We start from the raw sequence: 17,012 nt of genomic DNA, 5'->3' as shown, positions 1-17,012 counted from the left end.
TCGAAAACTGAGGACTGTGTCGTATGACATCCGACTCAAGGCCAAAGCGGCGTAGGGTGCTCAAGGACTGCGTAGCCACATGCGGATGTAATCGACTTCGAACGTGGAGGGCAGGTCAGCATCGTCGACCACACCGAACCATTTCCACATGGCCTCACTGTCAAAGACGATCTGCATGGGGTAGAAAAAGTGGTTGTTCTTCGACTCCCTGACCAGAACGCCATCGACGTACCAGCGCAGGGTGTCGGGTTGCCAGTCGAAGCCGTAGACATGAAAGTCGCCAGCCAGCCGCCAGGGGCTGGTCCAGGTGCTGCCGTCGGCGATATGTTCGGTGCTCTGTGGCGTGGCCCAGAGGTGGGCGTTCATGTTGTAGGCGCGGTCCGAGGCCGCCTCTTTGGTCTTGCCGCCGATTTCGAAGATATCGATTTCGGTGGCGTTGTCGGCCATGCCTGTCCACGCCAGCCAGAACGCGCTGGAAGCCGCAGAGTTCATGGGTTTGGCCCGTGTTTCGTAATAGCCGTAGAAGCCACGTTCGAGGGTACGAACCATCGCCGAGGTGTAATCCTTGAAACCTAGCTGCACGTATTTCGGCGGCAGGGTTTCCTTGCGAAAGACAATCTTCAGATAGCCGTTGCTGACGCTGGCATTGCGCTCGGTGAACAACGCCGGCTTGCGTCCCAGCGATTCGTTCCCGATAGCATTGTTGACGTGCCAGCGCGTGCGGTCGAGGGTGGTGCCATCGAACTCGTCGGACAGCGTGGTGTTGAGCAACCACCGGCCGGCATTGGCCTGATCGGACAATGGCAGATCGGCATGGATGTGGGATGGCAGAGCGTCCAGCGGGCCGACACGTGTCCAAGTATCGGCCTGAACCGGCATGGCCACGGACCACTTGTCTGCCAGGTAGCGAAATACGCGCTGGCGCTCCGCGAGCGAGGCAAACGGCCGGTCATACACCAGGACTTCGGCGATGTCGCCGCGAAAGTTTTCGGCATTGCCGACGGCATTGCGCCCCACGCCATACGGTCCCAGTGGGACGTCCTGCAGCTCAAGGACAGAAACCGTCGGCTCATAAGCACCGGTTTGCGCAAGGCTCACGGCGAAATTCGGCAGCACGTTATCGTTGCTGGCGGCCTGCGGCCTTGAACTGAACAACCGTTGCCAGGGATCGACCCCGGCCTGTTCCGGCAGCCGACGGGACACGATCAGTACGGTCGCCGATCCTTTAGCCGTGCGCAGGGTCCGGCCGAGTAATCCCGAGTTGCCGTCGAAGCGCACCACCGAGTGCCCATTCAAGCCGCTCTCCATCCGCAGTGGCGGTGAGGTGGCGTCAGCGACCGTCGCGTCATTGGCCTTGGCAGATTTGTCGCTCCAGCGCTGGAGCCGGTTCTGCGCATCCAGGTTCATCGATGTCACGTCGGCCGCGTCCAGCCACAACACCAGGCCGGTGGTCGGCACCGCAGGAGGCGCCTGCGCTGCGTTGCTTGGCAGCGCAACCGAAAACAGCACGGCCAGCAGACATTCTCTGAACATCGGCATCACTTCACCGCAACGGGTGCCGGAATCTTGAATGAAGATTGATACCCCTGCGGATTGCACGACTGCCAGCGCCAGCTATCGGTGATCATTTGTTCCAGGCCGCGCTGCGCGCTCCAGCCCAGTTCGCGTCCTGCCTTGGCCGGATCGGCCCAGCACTTGGCGATGTCGCCGAGACGTCGAGGGGCGAAGCGGTACGGAATGCTGATGCCGGTGATGTCCTCGAAACTGTGGATGATCTGTAGCACGCTGTAGCCGACGCCCGTGCCGAGGTTCCAGAAATGAATGCCATTGTCGTGCTGCAGCACTTGCAGTGCCTTGAGATGACCGATGGCCAGGTCGACCACGTGGATGTAGTCGCGCACGCAGGTCCCGTCCACGGTGGGATAGTCGCTGCCGTACACCGTGAGTTCGGGTATCCGGCCTATGGCAACCTGGGTCAGGCAAGGCAGCAGGTTGTTGGGTCGGCCGCTCGGGTCTTCGCCGATCATTCCGCTTTCGTGGGCGCCGATCGGGTTGAAGTAACGCAATAATCCAATGCTCCAGCGCGGATCGGAGTTGCACAGATCCGTCAGCAACTCTTCGATCATCAGCTTGGTGCGGCCATAGGGATTGACCGGTTTGCCGGTGCCGAAATCTTCGGCAATCGGCGTGCGCGTCGGCTCCCCGTACACCGTGGCTGACGAGCTGAACACCAGCCGGAATACGTTATTGCGGGCCATCGCCTGACACAGGCCAAGGGTGCCGGCAACGTTGTTGACGTAGTAGTCCAGCGGCTTGCGCACGCTTTCCTCGACGGATTTGAGACTGGCAAAGTGCACCACGGCGTCGATGTTGTATCGGCTGAAGATATCGTCGAGCAGGACCGGGTCGCGAATATCGCCCTTGATGAAGTCGACGCGGGTCAGGGTCAGTTGCTCGAGGCGCCGGATGCACTCTCGACAGCTGTTGCACAGGTTGTCGAGCACCAGCACCTTGTGGCCGGCGTTAATGAGGGCCAGAGCCGTATGCGAGCCGATGTAGCCGGCTCCGCCAGTAATCAACGTGGTTTTGCGCATGGTGAGGCCTTCCTGTCTCAGGGCTGAACTCAGCGGGAGGTGAAAACCGATTTGAATTCCTGTGGCCAGTGCGGGTGCAGGGCGCTGTAACCCACGGCATAACTCAGTGCGCCGAGCACGACGCTGCCGATCAAATGCAGGTAACCCTGGAGACCCAGCTGCGGTAGCACCAGCAGCACGGTTGCAGCCATGACCAGGGAAGCGATCATGCTGCGGTAACTGGCTTCGAAAAAGCCGCGCCAGCTGTAGCCGATCGCCGTGTTCAGGCCGCGGATTTGCAACGGCGTGATGACCAGCATGCGCGCCAGCAGAGCGACGGCTGCTGCCATGCCGCCGTACAGGTTGCCGAGGGTGTAGACCAGCGCCAGGGCCAGCGCGGTGGTCAGCACTTCGGCCTTGATCGTGAGGTGGCTGCGGTTGACCGCCACCAGTGCGGTGGTGGCGTACATGGCGGTGTTGCCGATGGCTGCCGTGCAGGCCAGCACTTGCAGCAGAGGAATGGCTTCAGCCCATTTGGCGCCGAATATCAAAAGGATCAGGTCGTTTGCCGTGAGTGCGATGCCGATGAACAGCGGCATCAGCAGAAAACCGCTGACGGCGGTTGAATCGCCAATGATCCCGATCAATCGTCTGGGCTCTGCGCTGCGCCGGGAGAACGCCGGCAGCGCATAGCTCAGCAGGCCGTTGTAGATTGCAGTGCGTGGCAGTTCGATGATGCGCATCGCCATGTTGAACATGCCGACCGCGTTCGCGCCGGCGGTGATGCCCAGCACCACATTGACCCCGCGCTGCAGGGTTTGCGAGCTCAGCGCGTTGACGGCAACCGGTGCGCCTGACCTCAACAACTCGCGCAGGGTCGGGCCGTCGATGTGAAAGGGGATGCGCCGCGGGTCGGCGCGCATCAACACAATGATCGACACCAGTTCCATGATCAGCGCCTGGGCAATGACCGCCCACGCCCCCAGCCCCCAAAGCGCAACGGCAATCCCGCCGATGCCGCCCGCCACTTTGCCCAGCAGCGTGCGCGACGCCAGCATCCTGAAGTTGCTGCTGCGGCGCATCTGCGCCACATAGACCCGCGCCATCATGGTGAACAGGATCTTTATCGAGGCTATCGCCGTCATCCATTGCAGCAGCGGGTCGGGGGTGTACAGCATGACCGCGCCCGAAATGACGCCGATGCTCGCCAGGCTGACGAGCACCGCCGCCCAGTAGGCGGTGGAGATGTGCTTGTCTTCCAGCCGCTCAAGCCGTACCAGCGGGTCTTCGAGCACCGACGAGTACACCAGACCGATCAGTTCGACGATGGCAATGATCACCGTGCCCACACCCAGCTCGGCTGGCGACAGCAGCCTGGCGTAGGCGACAAAGGTAATCATCGACAGCAGGATCAGGCCGAATTTCTCGGTGAAGATCCAGGTCAATGTCGTCAGACGGTGGTTGGCCATGGCGGATACCGGATCAATGAGCCGTGGTTGACGCCGTTGCCTTGCGCAAGGTTCTGGCGCGGGCATACAGGTAGCGCAAGGTCGGTTTGCCGCTGGCGAAGATCAGGGCCTGCCAGGAGCAATCCAGCATTCGCCGGTATACGCCGAGGACCTGGTCATGCTCGCCACGTCGGGAAAACGCCTCGAGAAAATCGGTGTGGTTGCCCAGCACGAAATCGATCCGCTGCTGCCGGGTCAGCTGCGCGCCGTAGCGGGCGAGGTACACCTCGATGAAGCGGATTTTGTTCTGGTAGTACTTTTTCGGATTCGCGGTCATGTTGCCGCCATTGACCGTGCGCTCCAGCAGCACCTCCGGCACCGTGTGGATCTCCCAGTGCTCGGCGATCCGGGTCCACATGAAGCGGTCTTCGGAATAGCGCAGGCTGGCATCGAAGCCGCCGAGTTGCATGATCACGTCACGTTTGACCAGCGCGGTGGAGACGCCATTGACGACATTGGCGTGGATGAAATCGTAGAAGTGCCTGCCGTTCTTCAACCGGTCGTCCAGCTGACGTCTGCCATCGCTGTAATTGACCTGCGCATAGCAGTCGATCAGCCCCACCGGCCGGCCCTGGCGGGTGAGTTCGTCATACAGTGCCAGCTGTAACTCCAGCTTTCGCGGATGCCATTGGTCATCGGCATCGAGCATTGCCACAAACGTTTCTTCGGAGTGCCGCATCCCATGATTACGGGCGCTGGCCTGGCCTTCGTTGGGTTGCTGTAACAGCGTCAAGCGAAACGGCGCGACAAAGTCTCTGACCCGCTGTGGTCCGTCATCGGTGGATCCGTCGTCGATGACGATGACGTGATCGGGCAGTCGGGTTTGCCGGGCCAGGGACGTCAGTGTCTGCTCGATGCTGTCGGCGCCGTTGTACATCGGAATGATGACGCACACTGAATCTGCTGAACGGGGAGCTTGGTTTGGCACGGTGATTCTCCTTGGGTTACGCGCGGGCGGAATCGCGCGGTAGTGCGCTGCCCGACGAACGCTGACGCAGCGCTGCCGGTGAGGATTCGGGGGAGGTCGCGTGGTGGTGCCGGAAGGTCAGGGCCAGGGTGCAGAACACCAGAAACTCGGCGGAGCGGTAGTTGGGGATCACGTACGCCACATAATTGGTGACGGCGAACAGGCCGATGATGACCAGCGCACTGGCACGAAATCGAGCGGCCTGATTCGCCGTCACCGCGCGGTATTGCTTGAACAGTGCCTCACCCAACATCAATGCCAGCGCCGTCAACTGGATGAGGCCGCCGTTGAGCAAGGTCTCCATGTAGCCACTGTGGGCGTTGCCGATGTAACCCCAGCGGGTGATGAACGCATCGGCATCGGGACTTGCCCAGAAGGCGCCGAAGCCGTAGCCCTTGAGTAACTGGCTGTCGATGAAAGGCGCGAGCAGTTCCCAGATCAGGGTCCGATCGGTCAGTGACGGATCGCGCCCGGCCATTTCCAGCAGCACCGCAAAGTTGCTGTACAGAAACAGGCAAACCAGCAGGTAAAGGAGGGTGCACCCGAGGAACATCAGCTGCGAGCGATTGATCCCCAAACGGATCATTGTGAGGAAGTACCAGTAGCTGATCGTGCCGGAAATGATCAGCGCCACGCCGGTGGCTGACTGGGCAAGCAGGATCGCGACCAGCGAAAAGAACGAACAGAAGAGCGCCCAGCGATTGCGCTGCCGGATCATCGGCAGCAACAGCATGATGGCGATCGCATTGAGTCGGGCGCCGGCATTCTTTTCGGCGAAAACACCTTTGAACGCGCCGTCGCGAATGCCCCCGGAGAGAAACGCCACTTCAGGCATGACCACGGCGAGCAACAACCCGATCAACGCCGCGATGCCAATAGCGCAGCCGAGCATGAAGGCGATTTTTTCAAGGGAGTAGTTATAGGCAATGAAGCCTGCAAAAAACACCACGCCGAGCAGGGCGATAAACCGCTTGAGACTGAGCATCGGGTCGTGGGACCAGCCGATCGACGCGATGACACAGAGCAGGAACACCAGCAGAAAGAAGTTGCTGCGATAAAAGGTCTTGCTGAGGAATACCTTGTTGCGGATGAAAAAGAACAACGGTACCAGCAGCGTGATGAGGCCGCAGACCTGATTGGCGACATTGCCTTCGAGGTCTTTGTTGATATCGCCGAAGCTCGCGGCACTGCCCAGACCGAGGACAAAGGTAATCACCTGGATGTAGAACAGGATGCCGAACAGGGTGAAGGCGTCGCGCAGTGTCGAATAGCGGATCGTCAGGGGGCTCATGGTGACGGGTCTCCAACCAGTGCTTTGAGGTAGGTCTGCACTGCACTGGCACTCATGAATCGCGCGGCCGCATCGAGGCGTGATTGACGCTGCAGATCGCGCGGTATGGACAATTGCTCGACGATGGCCTGTGCCAGGGCGATCGGATCATCGACAGCAACCAGCGGCGCCACCAGACCGCCGACGAGGATGTCTTGCGGACCATGGGGGCAGCGGGTCGCCACCACCGGCGTGCCGGTGGATAACGCCTCGACCAGCGCGTTGGGGCTGCCCTCGAAACGCGACGACAACACGAAGCAATCGGCTGCGGCTACTTCTACCAGGGGATCGTTGGTATAGCCCGGCAGATCGAAGCGCTCCGCGACCCCCAGCTGTTTCGCCTGCTGAAGCAGTTCGGCCCGGAGGGCGCCTTCGCCAAAAATGATCAGGCGGGCATCGCGATCCGGCAGTGCGGCGAATGCTGTGATCAGCGTGTCGAAACCTTTTTGCGGCGCCAGGCGCCCCACGGCGACAATCACTGTGCCGGACTTATCCAGCAGCCAGCGGTGGCGGGGCAGTCCCGGCGTCTTCTCGCGAAAGTCGTTGTCGAGCACCGGGTTGTCGGCAATGGTCACGTCCCGGCGTCGGGCGAGGGTGGTATCGACCAGATCCTGGGCGACGCCGCGCGAAACACAGATCACCGGATTGGGAATCAGCCGATACAGCAGCGGTGCCACCCGATATGCCATGCGCACCATGAAATCGGGGTTCACGTGCCGGTCATGGGAAAAGGCATTGCGCTCGCTGACGTGCAGTCGGGCCAGCGTACCGGACAGTGCCGCCGCGACGATCGCCACCACGTTGACGTGGGTGAGGGCCGCCAGCTGGGCGTCAAAGCGATTGTCACGCAGGAATCGCGTCAGTGCCGGCACCGCACGGACGCTGCGCGGGCTGTGCAATTCAACCTTTTTCACGCGCGGGTCTAGATGGGCTGCGTGAGTGCCGCCACCGGTGAGCATCAGCAACGTCACGTCATTGCCCGCATCCACCAGCGCCTTGGCCAGGCGCGCCATCATTTTTTCAGCACCGCCGGCGCTGAGGTCGTGGAGGATGATCAGTAATTTTTTCATTGATTCCAGACCTGGTAGTACGCCTGCGCCGCGTGCTGGCTGGTGTACGGGCGCAGGGTGTCAGTGAGCGCCTTTTCGCCGGGAGCGACGGCATGACCTGAGGTCAGGTTGCACAGCATTCCCTCGGCCAGTGCCTGTACGTCGTTGACGATCACCAGTTGACCGAGTCGGCCGTGGTCCAGCAGTTCTCTGGGCCCGGTCTCGCAATCGCACGCAAGCACCGGCGTGCCCAGTGCCAACGCCTCGATCAGCACGGTCGGCATGCCTTCTTGCAGGGAACTCAGAATGAACAGCCGGGCGTGCCTGAGCACGGGATAGGGATTGCTCATAAAACCGCTGAAATGCACCCGTTGCGCGATACCCAATTGCCTGGCCTGGGTGACCAAGGCTTCGCGCAACGGGCCATCACCGACGATCACCAGATCCGGTAGCGCCGCGCTGCGCAGCGCCAAGGCGTAGGCATCGAGCAGCAGATGAAACCCCTTGGGTTCGACCAGACGCCCCAGGCTCAGCCAGTAGTTGCGGGGCAATCCGGCCGGCCTGGGCGCCTGGGCGGCTTGAAACAGTTGATCGGTGACGACCGCGTTGGGGCAATAACGAATGCGCTGCCGCCCCCAGGGCACGGCATCGGCGAGGGTCTGGCGCAAAGCCGACGAAACCGTCACCACCTTGCCACTGCCACACAGGTACAAGGCGTAGAGCAGACGCAGGCTTGAGGGGCCGGTTTTCTGTTCGCTGCAGTCGAGGGTCGCATGGCGGCTGTAGATGACTTTGCAGGCACTGCCCAGGGTGGCGAACCACGTGCAGAGGTTGGCCTGCTCCTTGGCGGAAATGAGATGGGTGACACCTTCGTGCCGTATGAGCCGGCGCAGCAAAACGATGGACTTGAACAGGCCGAGGAGGCCGTTGCCGCCACCGCTGTAGCATTGAATGCCCCGGGTGTCGGGCATGTCTGCGTTCATGACGAAAAAACTCACGCGCCGACCGTCCTTGAGAAACTGCTCGGACAGCCGCTGCTGAACGCGCTCGACGCCACCGCCCGGCTTGAAATCCTTGAGAGTAAACAGGATGTGCATGGTCATTCCCCAACGCTGATGGCGACTTTGTGTCGAACGATCATGTTCAGCAGGTGCAGGAAGTTGCTCGGGTAATCGATGAGGTAGCGTTTGATCGTGTGGGGCTCGCGGTACATGCGATAGAACGCGCGCAGGTGCAGACGATTGATCAGCGCCGGGTAGTACTGCCGCGTCGCCAGGGCTTCTTGCCGGATGAAACCGCCACAGGTGAAGGCGACTCCGCGAAAGCCTGCGCGCAGGGCATCCTGCTCGAACTGCTCTTGCCGTCCGGCGCCCAGGCCGACGATCAGAATGTCCGCTGCGCTGCGACAGATGTCGTACCGAATGTCTTCGGCCTGGGCAGCGTCGAAATAGCCGTTGTGATAGCCGGCGATGCTCAGTTGCGGATAAAGGGCCTTGATCTTGCTGATGAACAGATCCAGCTCGGCTTGCCGAGCGCCGACGAAATAGACGCGTTTGCCCTGTTGCTCGGCGCTGCGCAGCACGACGTCGGCTATCGAGGTAAAGTCGAAGCTGACCCGACCAATCGGTCTGCCGGTAATGCGAGACATGAAGGTTGACATCAGCATGCCGTCGCAAAAATAGGCAACGCTGCTCGGATTTTGCTCGAAAAAACTGCCGATCGAGGCAAAGTTGATGAAGGAATAGGCCTGGTTGGCCTCCAGTAATTTCGCCGAGTAATGGCCGACTATCTCCAGTTTCAACATGGCGCGGCTCCTTTCAGAGGACTGAAGGGGTCTGCCGACCCACGGAGACGTAGGTGAAACCGCGTTTGCTCAAACGCTGCGGATCGAACAGATTGCGCCCGTCGAAAATCAACGGCTGTTTGAGCAACCGGCTGAGCTGGTCGAAGTCCGGTGCCCGAAACGATTGCCACTCGGTGACGATGATCAGGGCGTCGGCATTTTTCAGCGCCGCTTCCTTGGTGCCTGTCAGGGTCAGGTCATCGCGCGAGCCGTAAAGGCGCTGGGCCTCTTCCATGGCTTTGGGATCAAACGCCTGCACGCTGGCGCCGGCTTGCCACAAAGCCTCCATCAGTACCCGGCTGGGGGCTTCGCGCATGTCGTCGGTATTGGGTTTGAAACTCAGCCCCCACAGGGCAAACGTCTTGCCGCGAAGGTGACCGTCGAAGTGATCGAATACCTTGCGATAGAGGCTGGCTTTCTGTTCCTGGTTGCGCGCTTCCACGGCCTTGAGCACCCGGGCGTCGATGTCGACACCGTCGGCCGCCTGTATCAGCGCCTTCACGTCCTTGGGAAAACACGAGCCGCCGTAGCCCAGACCTGGGTAGATAAACTGGTAACCGATGCGCGGGTCGGCACCGATGCCGTGGCGCACCTTTTCGATGTCGGCGCCGAGCTTTTCAGCGAGGCAGGCCATTTCGTTCATGAAGCTGATCTTGGTTGCCAGCATGCAATTGGCGGCGTACTTGGTCAGTTCAGCGCTGCGAACGTCCATGACAATGATTTTTTCGCGGCTGCGATTGAACGGCTCATACAGTTCGCGCATGACCTCTTCGGCACGCGGGCTGTCGGTGCCGATGATGATCCGGTCCGGGCGCATGCAGTCCTCGACCGCGCAGCCTTCCTTGAGAAATTCCGGGTTTGAAACCACGTCGAACGTCAGATCGCCGCGACCGTTGTCGGCCAATACTTGCTCGATACAGGCTCGCACCCGATCGCCGGTACCGACGGGCACGGTGGATTTGTCGACGATGATCTGGTGCCGGTCCAGGTTCAGCGCGATGGTCCGCGCCACGCTCAACACGTATTGGAGATCCGCCGAACCGTCTTCGTCGGGCGGTGTGCCGACGGCGATCAACAGCACATCGCCATGGTGAACGGCGTCCACCAGGTCTGTGCCGAACTGCAGTCGGCCGCTTTGGTAGTTGTCGCGCACCAGGATTTTCAGGCCCGGCTCGTAGAGCGGCAGCGTGCCCTCTTTCAATGCCTCGACCCTGCCGGCGTCGACGTCGACGCAGAGCACGTTGTGCCCGACCTCGGCCAATGCAGCACCCTGGACAAGGCCTACGTAACCAATACCGAATACGCTCACATTCATGGTCGAACCTCAGGTCGTCGTGACGGTTATCAACGGTCGGGCAGGAGAGCGGCAGACGCGGGAAAGGGGCTCAGTAGATGTTTTTCGAGAACAGGGTGAAGGGCGTCTTGATGAGGATTTTGATGTCGAGCCACAGCGACCACTGGTTGATGTAGTTGAGGTCCTGGGCGACGCGCAGCTGCATCTTTTCCACGGTCTCGGTTTCGCCACGATGGCCAGTGATCTGGGCCAGCCCGGTGATACCCGGCTTGAGGCGATGCCGGGCCATGTAGGCGCGCACCTTGCCGGTGTAATAAAGGTTGTGGGTGACGGCATGCGGACGCGGGCCGACCAGGGCCATCCGGCCGGACAGGACATTGAACAGCTGTGGCAATTCGTCGATCGAACTGCGGCGCAGGAAACCGCCGATCGGCGTGAGGCGGTCATCGTTGCGGGTGGCCTGGCGTACCTCCTGGTCGTCGTGGACGTGCATCGAGCGAAACTTCCAGACCTTGATCACTTCGCCGTTGCAACCGTGACGGTTCTGCTTGAACAGCACTGGCCCTGCAGAGGTCAGCTTGACGGCAACGGCGACCACCAGCAGCACGGGGCTGAGCAGAAAAATGGCCAGGGCGGCGAGGCTTCGCTCAAACAGATCCTTGCAAAACAGGCTGGCGGGGTGCGAACTGATCAGGCTCTCGTTGAGGTAGATGGCCGGCATTCGCTCGATTTCCGAGATCGAATGGTTGAGCAACACCATGCTGCCAAAATCCGGGATCCACACCACGTCGACATTCATGTCCAGCAGGTCGATATAAAGCGCTTCGATGGTTGCTGCATGGGCCATCGGCAGCACGATATAGACGCGACGCACTTCCAGGCCCGTGATGATCTCGCGGATAGCGGAAACGTGGCCGAGCAACGGCAGAATGCTGGGGGCAGGGCCGCAGCTGTCCTCGGCGGCAATGAAACCCAGCACCAGCGCGCGGTTCGGTCGGGACAGTTTTTTCGCCAGTTCATGGGCCGTCGGGCAGGTACCGATGATCACCGAACGACGTCCGTTGCAGACCTTGCGCGAGTACAGGCGGGCCAGGTAATGCAGGGGCAGAAAGCTCAAGGCCTGCACCACGAAACCCAGCACCGCCCAGACCATGATCACCTGGCGTGAATAAATGGCGCTGGTCTGGGTGAAGAACGCAATCGCCGCCAGTACGGCCAGCAGGGTCAACCACCCGGCCAGCAACCTGCCAAGCCCGACCAGCAAGCCATGGCGTTTGTGGTAGACCTGCATCACGCTGTAGATCGGTATCGAGCCGAGCACCGTCAGAATGATCAGGATGCGGTATTCGCTGGTCAGACTGCCGACGCGCCAGTGCACGAGCAATATCAACAGCGCGGTGACCAGCGACAGCGCGCACAGCCACTGGCCCCAGAACGTCAGGCCTCGGCGGTGTGTCATGTGAGCGGTATAGAGCGAAGTCATAGGCTTAACCTCAAGACAGCATTCATGCATCAGCGCGAATCGAGCGGGCACGGCGTGCCTCCCGATGGCTTTTCCGTAGCTCGGCGGAGGTGAAGCGAGTGGTGCGTTGGCAGAAGAGGGCGTAGCGGCGGGCGTATCCGCCCGATGGTTACCTGGGCGCGAAATCGTAGTTATAGAACGCCCGGGAATGGTGGTAGCCGTACTTGCGCGCCTTGCGCAGGTCGACCTGGTTGAGCACCGTGCCAAAGACCGGCACATGGCTTTGTTGCAACATGGCAATCCCTCGCTGAACCTGGCTGATCGAGGTGCTGTCAGCCTTGACGACATAGATCACCGCATCGGAATGTCTGGCCAGCAACAGCGCGTCACTGATCATCTCCGCAGGGGGAGAGTCGATAATGATGTGGCGATAGCGTGATCTGAGCGCCTCGAGCATGCGCGCCATGCGGGGCGAGCTGAGCAAGTCCTGTGGCGGTGGCTGGACCGGGTTGAGCGGATCGCCAGGGGATGGCAGGCGCGGCGCAACGAACATATCCAGTGACGGCGGCAAGACCTTCCCGGCCGGCAGCATGTCCAGATTGCCCACTGAAACAATGCAGTCTTCAAGCCTGGCCGTGCCGGCAATGACATTCGCCAGTCCCGGGCTGTCCGGTGGGAAATCGAAGTTCAGCGACAGGGTTGGCTGACGCATGTCGGCATCGATCAGCAGCACGCGCTCCAGCGGCGTCAGTGAACTGGCCAGATTGGTGGCGATGGTGCTTTTACCCTCGCCGGCAACCGTGGAGGTCACGAGCACCACCTGTGAGGGCTTTTCGCTGCTTTGCAGCATCAGCCAGGTACGCAGGTTGCGAATGGTCTCGGAAAAACGCGGGTTGTCGTTGTCTTCGAAAAGGCGCGCCAGTTGCCGGCGACTTTTTTTCACCACCAACGGCACGACGCTGAGCAGTGGAACATTCAACACGCTCTCGACCGTCTCATCGGTTTTGAAGGTATTGCTCAGACTCTCGAAGAGCAGTGCCAGCCCGACGCCGATGACCGCAGCGATCAGCCCGACGATCCCGACAATCAATGTCTTGCGGGGCTTGCTGGCGTCGACAGGCACAATGGCCGGGTCGACGATGCGCACTTTCGTCGAGTCCATGTCGGCGGTGGCCGTGGTTTCTTTCAGGCGGGTGACGAAGGTTTCATACAGTGCGCGCGTGCTGTCGACTTCACGCTGGAACTCGCGCAACTGGAACTCTTTGCGCGCGATGTCCTGGATTTGCGCCTTGTTGCTGTTGAAGGATTGACGCAGCGACGCTTCGCTCGCCGTGGCGAGCTGGTATTGCCGCTCGATACCGGCCACCACTTGCTGCACCTGCAATTGCAGGCTGGTGGTGGCGGTGCGCAACTCGGTTTGTGCGGAAATCAGGCTGGGGTGCTTTGGACCATAGCGGCCCGCCAGTTCATCAACCTTGGCCTGAGCCACAGCGCGATCGGCCTGGAATTTCTGCACCAGGGGATTGCTCAAGACCGCAGGCACGCTGGAGAGCCGGCTCAGATCGCCGTTGCCCAGGGCCTTGGCCTGGCGGTACTCGCTCTCGGCTTCAGCACGGTTGCGCCGGGCGTCGACCATGCGATTACCGGTCATTTCCAGTTCGTTGGCGCTGATGGTGGCAACACCGCCAACATCCACCAGACCTTGTTCTTCGCGGTAACCCTGAAGCTTTTTCTCGGCCGCACGCAGGTTGTCGCGCAGCTTGATCAGACGCGTGTTCATCCAGGCTGTGGTGGTTTGCGACGATTTCTCGCTGGTATCGAGCTGGCTGTCGGTGAAGCCCTGAGCCAGCGCGTTGGCCGCCGCCGCTGCCAGAACAGGGTCTGGCAGTTCGACTTCGATTTCGAGCAACTGGCTTTTGCCAACGAACTTGACGCTTGTGTGCAGCATGAGGTTCTGCGTGACCTGATTGAAGACGTCCGCTTCCGTGAGCTGCTCTTTCTTTTGCGGCAAATATCGACCGAGTCCCGGGATCCATTGATCAAGGTCCAGGTTGGCCAGCCATTGGCGCGGAGCAAACCAGGGTTGGGGCTGCTGGCGTGGATCGGTGACCGGGTGGGTCGTCAGGCCGAGTTTTTTCACCGCGCGTTCGGCAAGGTCCCGCGATTGCAGGAGCGCCTGCTGAGTCTGCAAGTAATCTGTGGCGTTGCCGCCTGAGTCCTTGACTTGCTGGAACGACATCAGCGGAGGTGTTTTGTCGTTGAACAGCAGGGTGGTGCTGCCAATGTATTGCGGCGTGATATTGGAGACCACCACGGCCGCCAATACGCAACTCAGCAGAACCAGCCAGCCGATGCGCCACTTGGCGCGCCAGATAATCCTCCACAGATTGAGCAGATCCAGGGTGTCCTTGTCGTCGCCGTGCTGCGGATGCAGATGCGCTTGAAGAGGACGTTCGACGTAGTTGCTGGGGCTGTTGTCCATGATCAGAAAAAGCCTTGTGCAATGGAAATGGTATCGCCGGGGGCAATCGTGGTGCTGCGCGTGACGTTATCGGTCACGGTCGCGCCACCATCACCGCGCAAGATGGTCACTCGCTTCATCGAGGCGCGCTCGGTCAGGCCGCCGCCCAGTGCAATGGCTTTTTCCAGTGTCAGTCCGGGCACGAACGGGTAGCTGCCGGGCTTTTTCACTTCGCCGTTGATGTAGAACGAGCGGTATTCGATCTGGCTGAGACTGACTTTCGGGTCGATCAGATAACCCTGCTTGAGCCCGTCGACGATGATTTTCTCGACCTGGCCGGGGGTCAGTCCTTTCGCGGAAATCTCTCCCAGAAACGGATAGGAGAAGGTGCCTGCATCGCTGAGTCGGATCTTTTTGATGCTCAACTCCGGTTCACCGAAAACGATGATTCGCAACACGTCGCCGGCGGCGAGTTTGTATTGCGTGGCAGGATCTGCCGCATGGACGTGAGGCAAGAGAAACAACGCGAACAAAAGGACAAGTGTGCGAGCGTTCATGTCGAGACCCTCTTAAAGGCTGACGTTGAAGCTGATCTGGAACACGTTGCGGGTGAAGCTTTCATTGTCGGCATCGGAATCGTTGTCGCGATATCGATAACCCAGTTCGATATCCAGCCAACGGCGCATGGCGTACACCACTGCCAGGTTGTAGTCCTGAAGATTGTCGGTACGGCTTTGGCCTTCGTAGACATAACGCCCGTAACCGGCTTGCGCCACTGTCGTAATCCGTTCGGTCCAGCCGTGGCGCCATCCCACCTGGGTGAACGTTGACTTCACGGCATCAGCGCCGTCATCGCCCTCGGCGAGGGCCTGGCGCGCGACGAAGGTGAACGTCGAATAGGTTCGCGGTTTCCATTGCAAATCCACTTGCCAGGTCGGGTTGTCTAGGTCTTTGGATTCGCTGTTGTCGAAGTTCTTTTTTTCGTAACCGATACGGACCTTGCCCGTCGTGCGTGCCGTGAAATCCCATACGGCACCGGCCATGACAGCATCGGATTTACTGCTGCGCGGGCTGTTGGCTTGCTGGTAATCAAAATCGGTGTGGTTATATTCCACCAGCCCTCGGGTATTACTGCCGATGCGGTGATACCAGGTGCTGGTGAGGGCCGTGGTATTGCGTTCCTTGTCGTCGTTGATGCCATCGGCGTTGTCGTAGCGAAGTTCTGCGTAACTGGCCCCGAGATCGATCTGATTGTCAGCGCTTTTCGCACCGAAGGTGTAGATACCACCTACGCGTTTGTTATTGAGTTTGTCGTTGATGCCTTCGACCGCCGTGGATTCCGTGCGCTCCCATTTGCGGTATTCGGCGTCGAGCTTCAGACGATGCCGGTCGGTGAACTCCATGATGCTGTCCGCTCGTACGCGTTGGGCCGTGTTCGAGGCATCCGACTCGTCGTGATAAATGTAGCGAGTGGGTTGCCAGATCAGCCGGGTGGCGCTGTTGCGATCCTCGGCCTTGAGCTCGAAAGAGGGTGCCAACTTGGTGACCATGGAGGACTGCTTGCTGTTTTCCAACTCGCGAAAGTTGTCGTCATAACTTTCTGAAAACAGGAAAGATGACGTGAAGTCGAATCCGTAAACATCAATGGCTTGCGGATTGATGCTCCAGGCCATTTCCGGATAAAGACAGGCCATCATCAGTGCGACAGGGCATCGTGACTTCAAAGCCATGTTATAGCTCCTGAGCTAGGGCATATAAGGCAAGTCGTTAGTTGTAGGGGTGAAAACCAGGTTGTTGACGTTCAATCACGCTGAGTGGCAGGCAGACCGGCTGCTCACGGTTAAGAAACTGCAGGAGGATCATCACGCGGTCGGTTCCGTGTAACCCCAGGAATACGCCCTCCAATGGCGCGAGCGGACCGCTGACGATCTGCAGGTTCTCTCCGGGTTTCAGCACTTCATCCGGCTCCGATAACGTTGATTCAAGGCAACGTGCACGCAAGTGTTCGATGACGTGCTCGGCCACTGTTGCGGGACCATGGTTGAATTCGACGAAACGACTGACCCCTCGAGTGGAGCGCAAGGGTGCCCAGTTGTCGTCGCGACTGAGTTGGATGAACAAGTACCCGGGGAAGAGGGATTCCTGCACTCGCTGTCGTTTCCCGCGAATGACGCGCTCACTGACGAGTTGAGGGTGAAAGACCACGTAGTTCTGTTGAAGCAGATTGAGGTGGGCACGCTCATCCTGACGTGGCTTGCATTGTAAAAGGTACCAATTAGGTTGGTCCGAGCTGATGACTGGCATGCTTGTAAACTCTTTGATGATCGAAAGTTTATGGCAGGCAGAAGCTCTAATGAGGGCTAAGTAATGGCAGGCAGTGAAAGTGTATTTTTATTATTGGAGGGGTGAAGTGTTTCAATCATGAATCACAAAGTGTTTCATTGATGTACGTGTTGTCGGCTTAACTTTTTACAAGGCAAAGCTACCGCACGGTCTGTTCGTCGCAGCCTTAAAGTTAGGTAACT

14 protein-coding genes are annotated in these 17,012 nt (G+C 59.9%); all 14 read right to left on the bottom strand.

Annotation, left to right across the window (positions count from 1 at the left end; translation table 11 throughout):
- Window positions 1–60: 60 nt before the first annotated feature.
- Complete coding sequence (locus tag QRN46_RS16510; protein WP_285355930.1) at window positions 61–1,533, bottom strand: family 16 glycosylhydrolase; 1,473 nt, start codon at window positions 1,531–1,533, stop codon at window positions 61–63.
- A 5-nt stretch (window positions 1,534–1,538) separates the two neighbouring features.
- The gene (gene galE / locus QRN46_RS16505; RefSeq protein WP_085667012.1) at window positions 1,539–2,594 is read right to left on the bottom strand and encodes a UDP-glucose 4-epimerase GalE; all 1,056 of its coding nucleotides are present in this window, start codon (window positions 2,592–2,594) and stop codon (window positions 1,539–1,541) included.
- Between the two features lie 29 nt (window positions 2,595–2,623).
- Window positions 2,624–4,042 (bottom strand): oligosaccharide flippase family protein, encoded by a 1,419-nt coding sequence (locus QRN46_RS16500; RefSeq protein ID WP_285355927.1) that lies wholly within the window; start codon window positions 4,040–4,042, stop codon window positions 2,624–2,626.
- Window positions 4,043–4,055: 13 nt separating this feature from the next.
- On the bottom strand, window positions 4,056–5,009 hold the full coding sequence (locus QRN46_RS16495; RefSeq protein WP_102686119.1) for a glycosyltransferase family 2 protein: 954 nt from the start codon (window positions 5,007–5,009) through the stop codon (window positions 4,056–4,058).
- Between the two features lie 16 nt (window positions 5,010–5,025).
- Complete coding sequence (locus QRN46_RS16490) at window positions 5,026–6,339, bottom strand: O-antigen ligase family protein (protein WP_285355924.1); 1,314 nt, start codon at window positions 6,337–6,339, stop codon at window positions 5,026–5,028.
- Window positions 6,336–7,448 (bottom strand): glycosyltransferase, encoded by a 1,113-nt coding sequence (locus QRN46_RS16485; protein ID WP_285355922.1) that lies wholly within the window; start codon window positions 7,446–7,448, stop codon window positions 6,336–6,338. The genes QRN46_RS16490 and QRN46_RS16485 overlap by 4 nt, the downstream gene beginning before the upstream one ends.
- Window positions 7,445–8,524, bottom strand: coding sequence for a glycosyltransferase (locus QRN46_RS16480; protein WP_011334231.1), 1,080 nt, complete (start codon window positions 8,522–8,524; stop codon window positions 7,445–7,447). Before QRN46_RS16480 ends, QRN46_RS16485 begins: the two co-directional genes overlap by 4 nt.
- A gap of 2 nt (window positions 8,525–8,526) precedes the next feature.
- The gene (locus tag QRN46_RS16475) at window positions 8,527–9,231 is read right to left on the bottom strand and encodes a WecB/TagA/CpsF family glycosyltransferase (RefSeq protein ID WP_285355918.1); all 705 of its coding nucleotides are present in this window, start codon (window positions 9,229–9,231) and stop codon (window positions 8,527–8,529) included.
- A gap of 13 nt (window positions 9,232–9,244) precedes the next feature.
- A complete protein-coding gene (locus QRN46_RS16470; protein WP_011334229.1) occupies window positions 9,245–10,585 on the bottom strand; it encodes a UDP-glucose dehydrogenase family protein in 1,341 nt (446 codons plus the stop codon).
- Window positions 10,586–10,655: 70 nt separating this feature from the next.
- Window positions 10,656–12,047 (bottom strand): undecaprenyl-phosphate glucose phosphotransferase, encoded by a 1,392-nt coding sequence (locus QRN46_RS16465; RefSeq protein ID WP_011334228.1) that lies wholly within the window; start codon window positions 12,045–12,047, stop codon window positions 10,656–10,658.
- Window positions 12,048–12,195: 148 nt separating this feature from the next.
- Window positions 12,196–14,508, bottom strand: a complete 2,313-nt coding sequence (locus QRN46_RS16460) for a GumC family protein (RefSeq protein ID WP_011334227.1) — start codon at window positions 14,506–14,508, stop codon at window positions 12,196–12,198.
- A gap of 2 nt (window positions 14,509–14,510) precedes the next feature.
- Window positions 14,511–15,044: a polysaccharide biosynthesis/export family protein gene (locus QRN46_RS16455; protein WP_011334226.1), complete on the bottom strand. Its 534-nt coding sequence runs from the start codon at window positions 15,042–15,044 to the stop codon at window positions 14,511–14,513.
- Window positions 15,045–15,056: 12 nt separating this feature from the next.
- Window positions 15,057–16,217, bottom strand: coding sequence for an outer membrane beta-barrel protein (locus QRN46_RS16450; RefSeq protein ID WP_285355913.1), 1,161 nt, complete (start codon window positions 16,215–16,217; stop codon window positions 15,057–15,059).
- Between the two features lie 37 nt (window positions 16,218–16,254).
- A complete protein-coding gene (gene rfaH / locus QRN46_RS16445; RefSeq protein ID WP_221614632.1) occupies window positions 16,255–16,791 on the bottom strand; it encodes a transcription/translation regulatory transformer protein RfaH in 537 nt (178 codons plus the stop codon).
- Window positions 16,792–17,012 lie beyond the last annotated feature (221 nt).

It is taken from the genome of Pseudomonas sp. lyk4-R2A-10 (assembly GCF_030209075.1).
Taxonomy (GTDB): domain Bacteria; phylum Pseudomonadota; class Gammaproteobacteria; order Pseudomonadales; family Pseudomonadaceae; genus Aquipseudomonas; species Aquipseudomonas glycinae.
The sequence above is the reverse complement of the archived record's forward strand: the minus strand, read 5'-3'. Positions and strand labels throughout refer to the sequence as shown.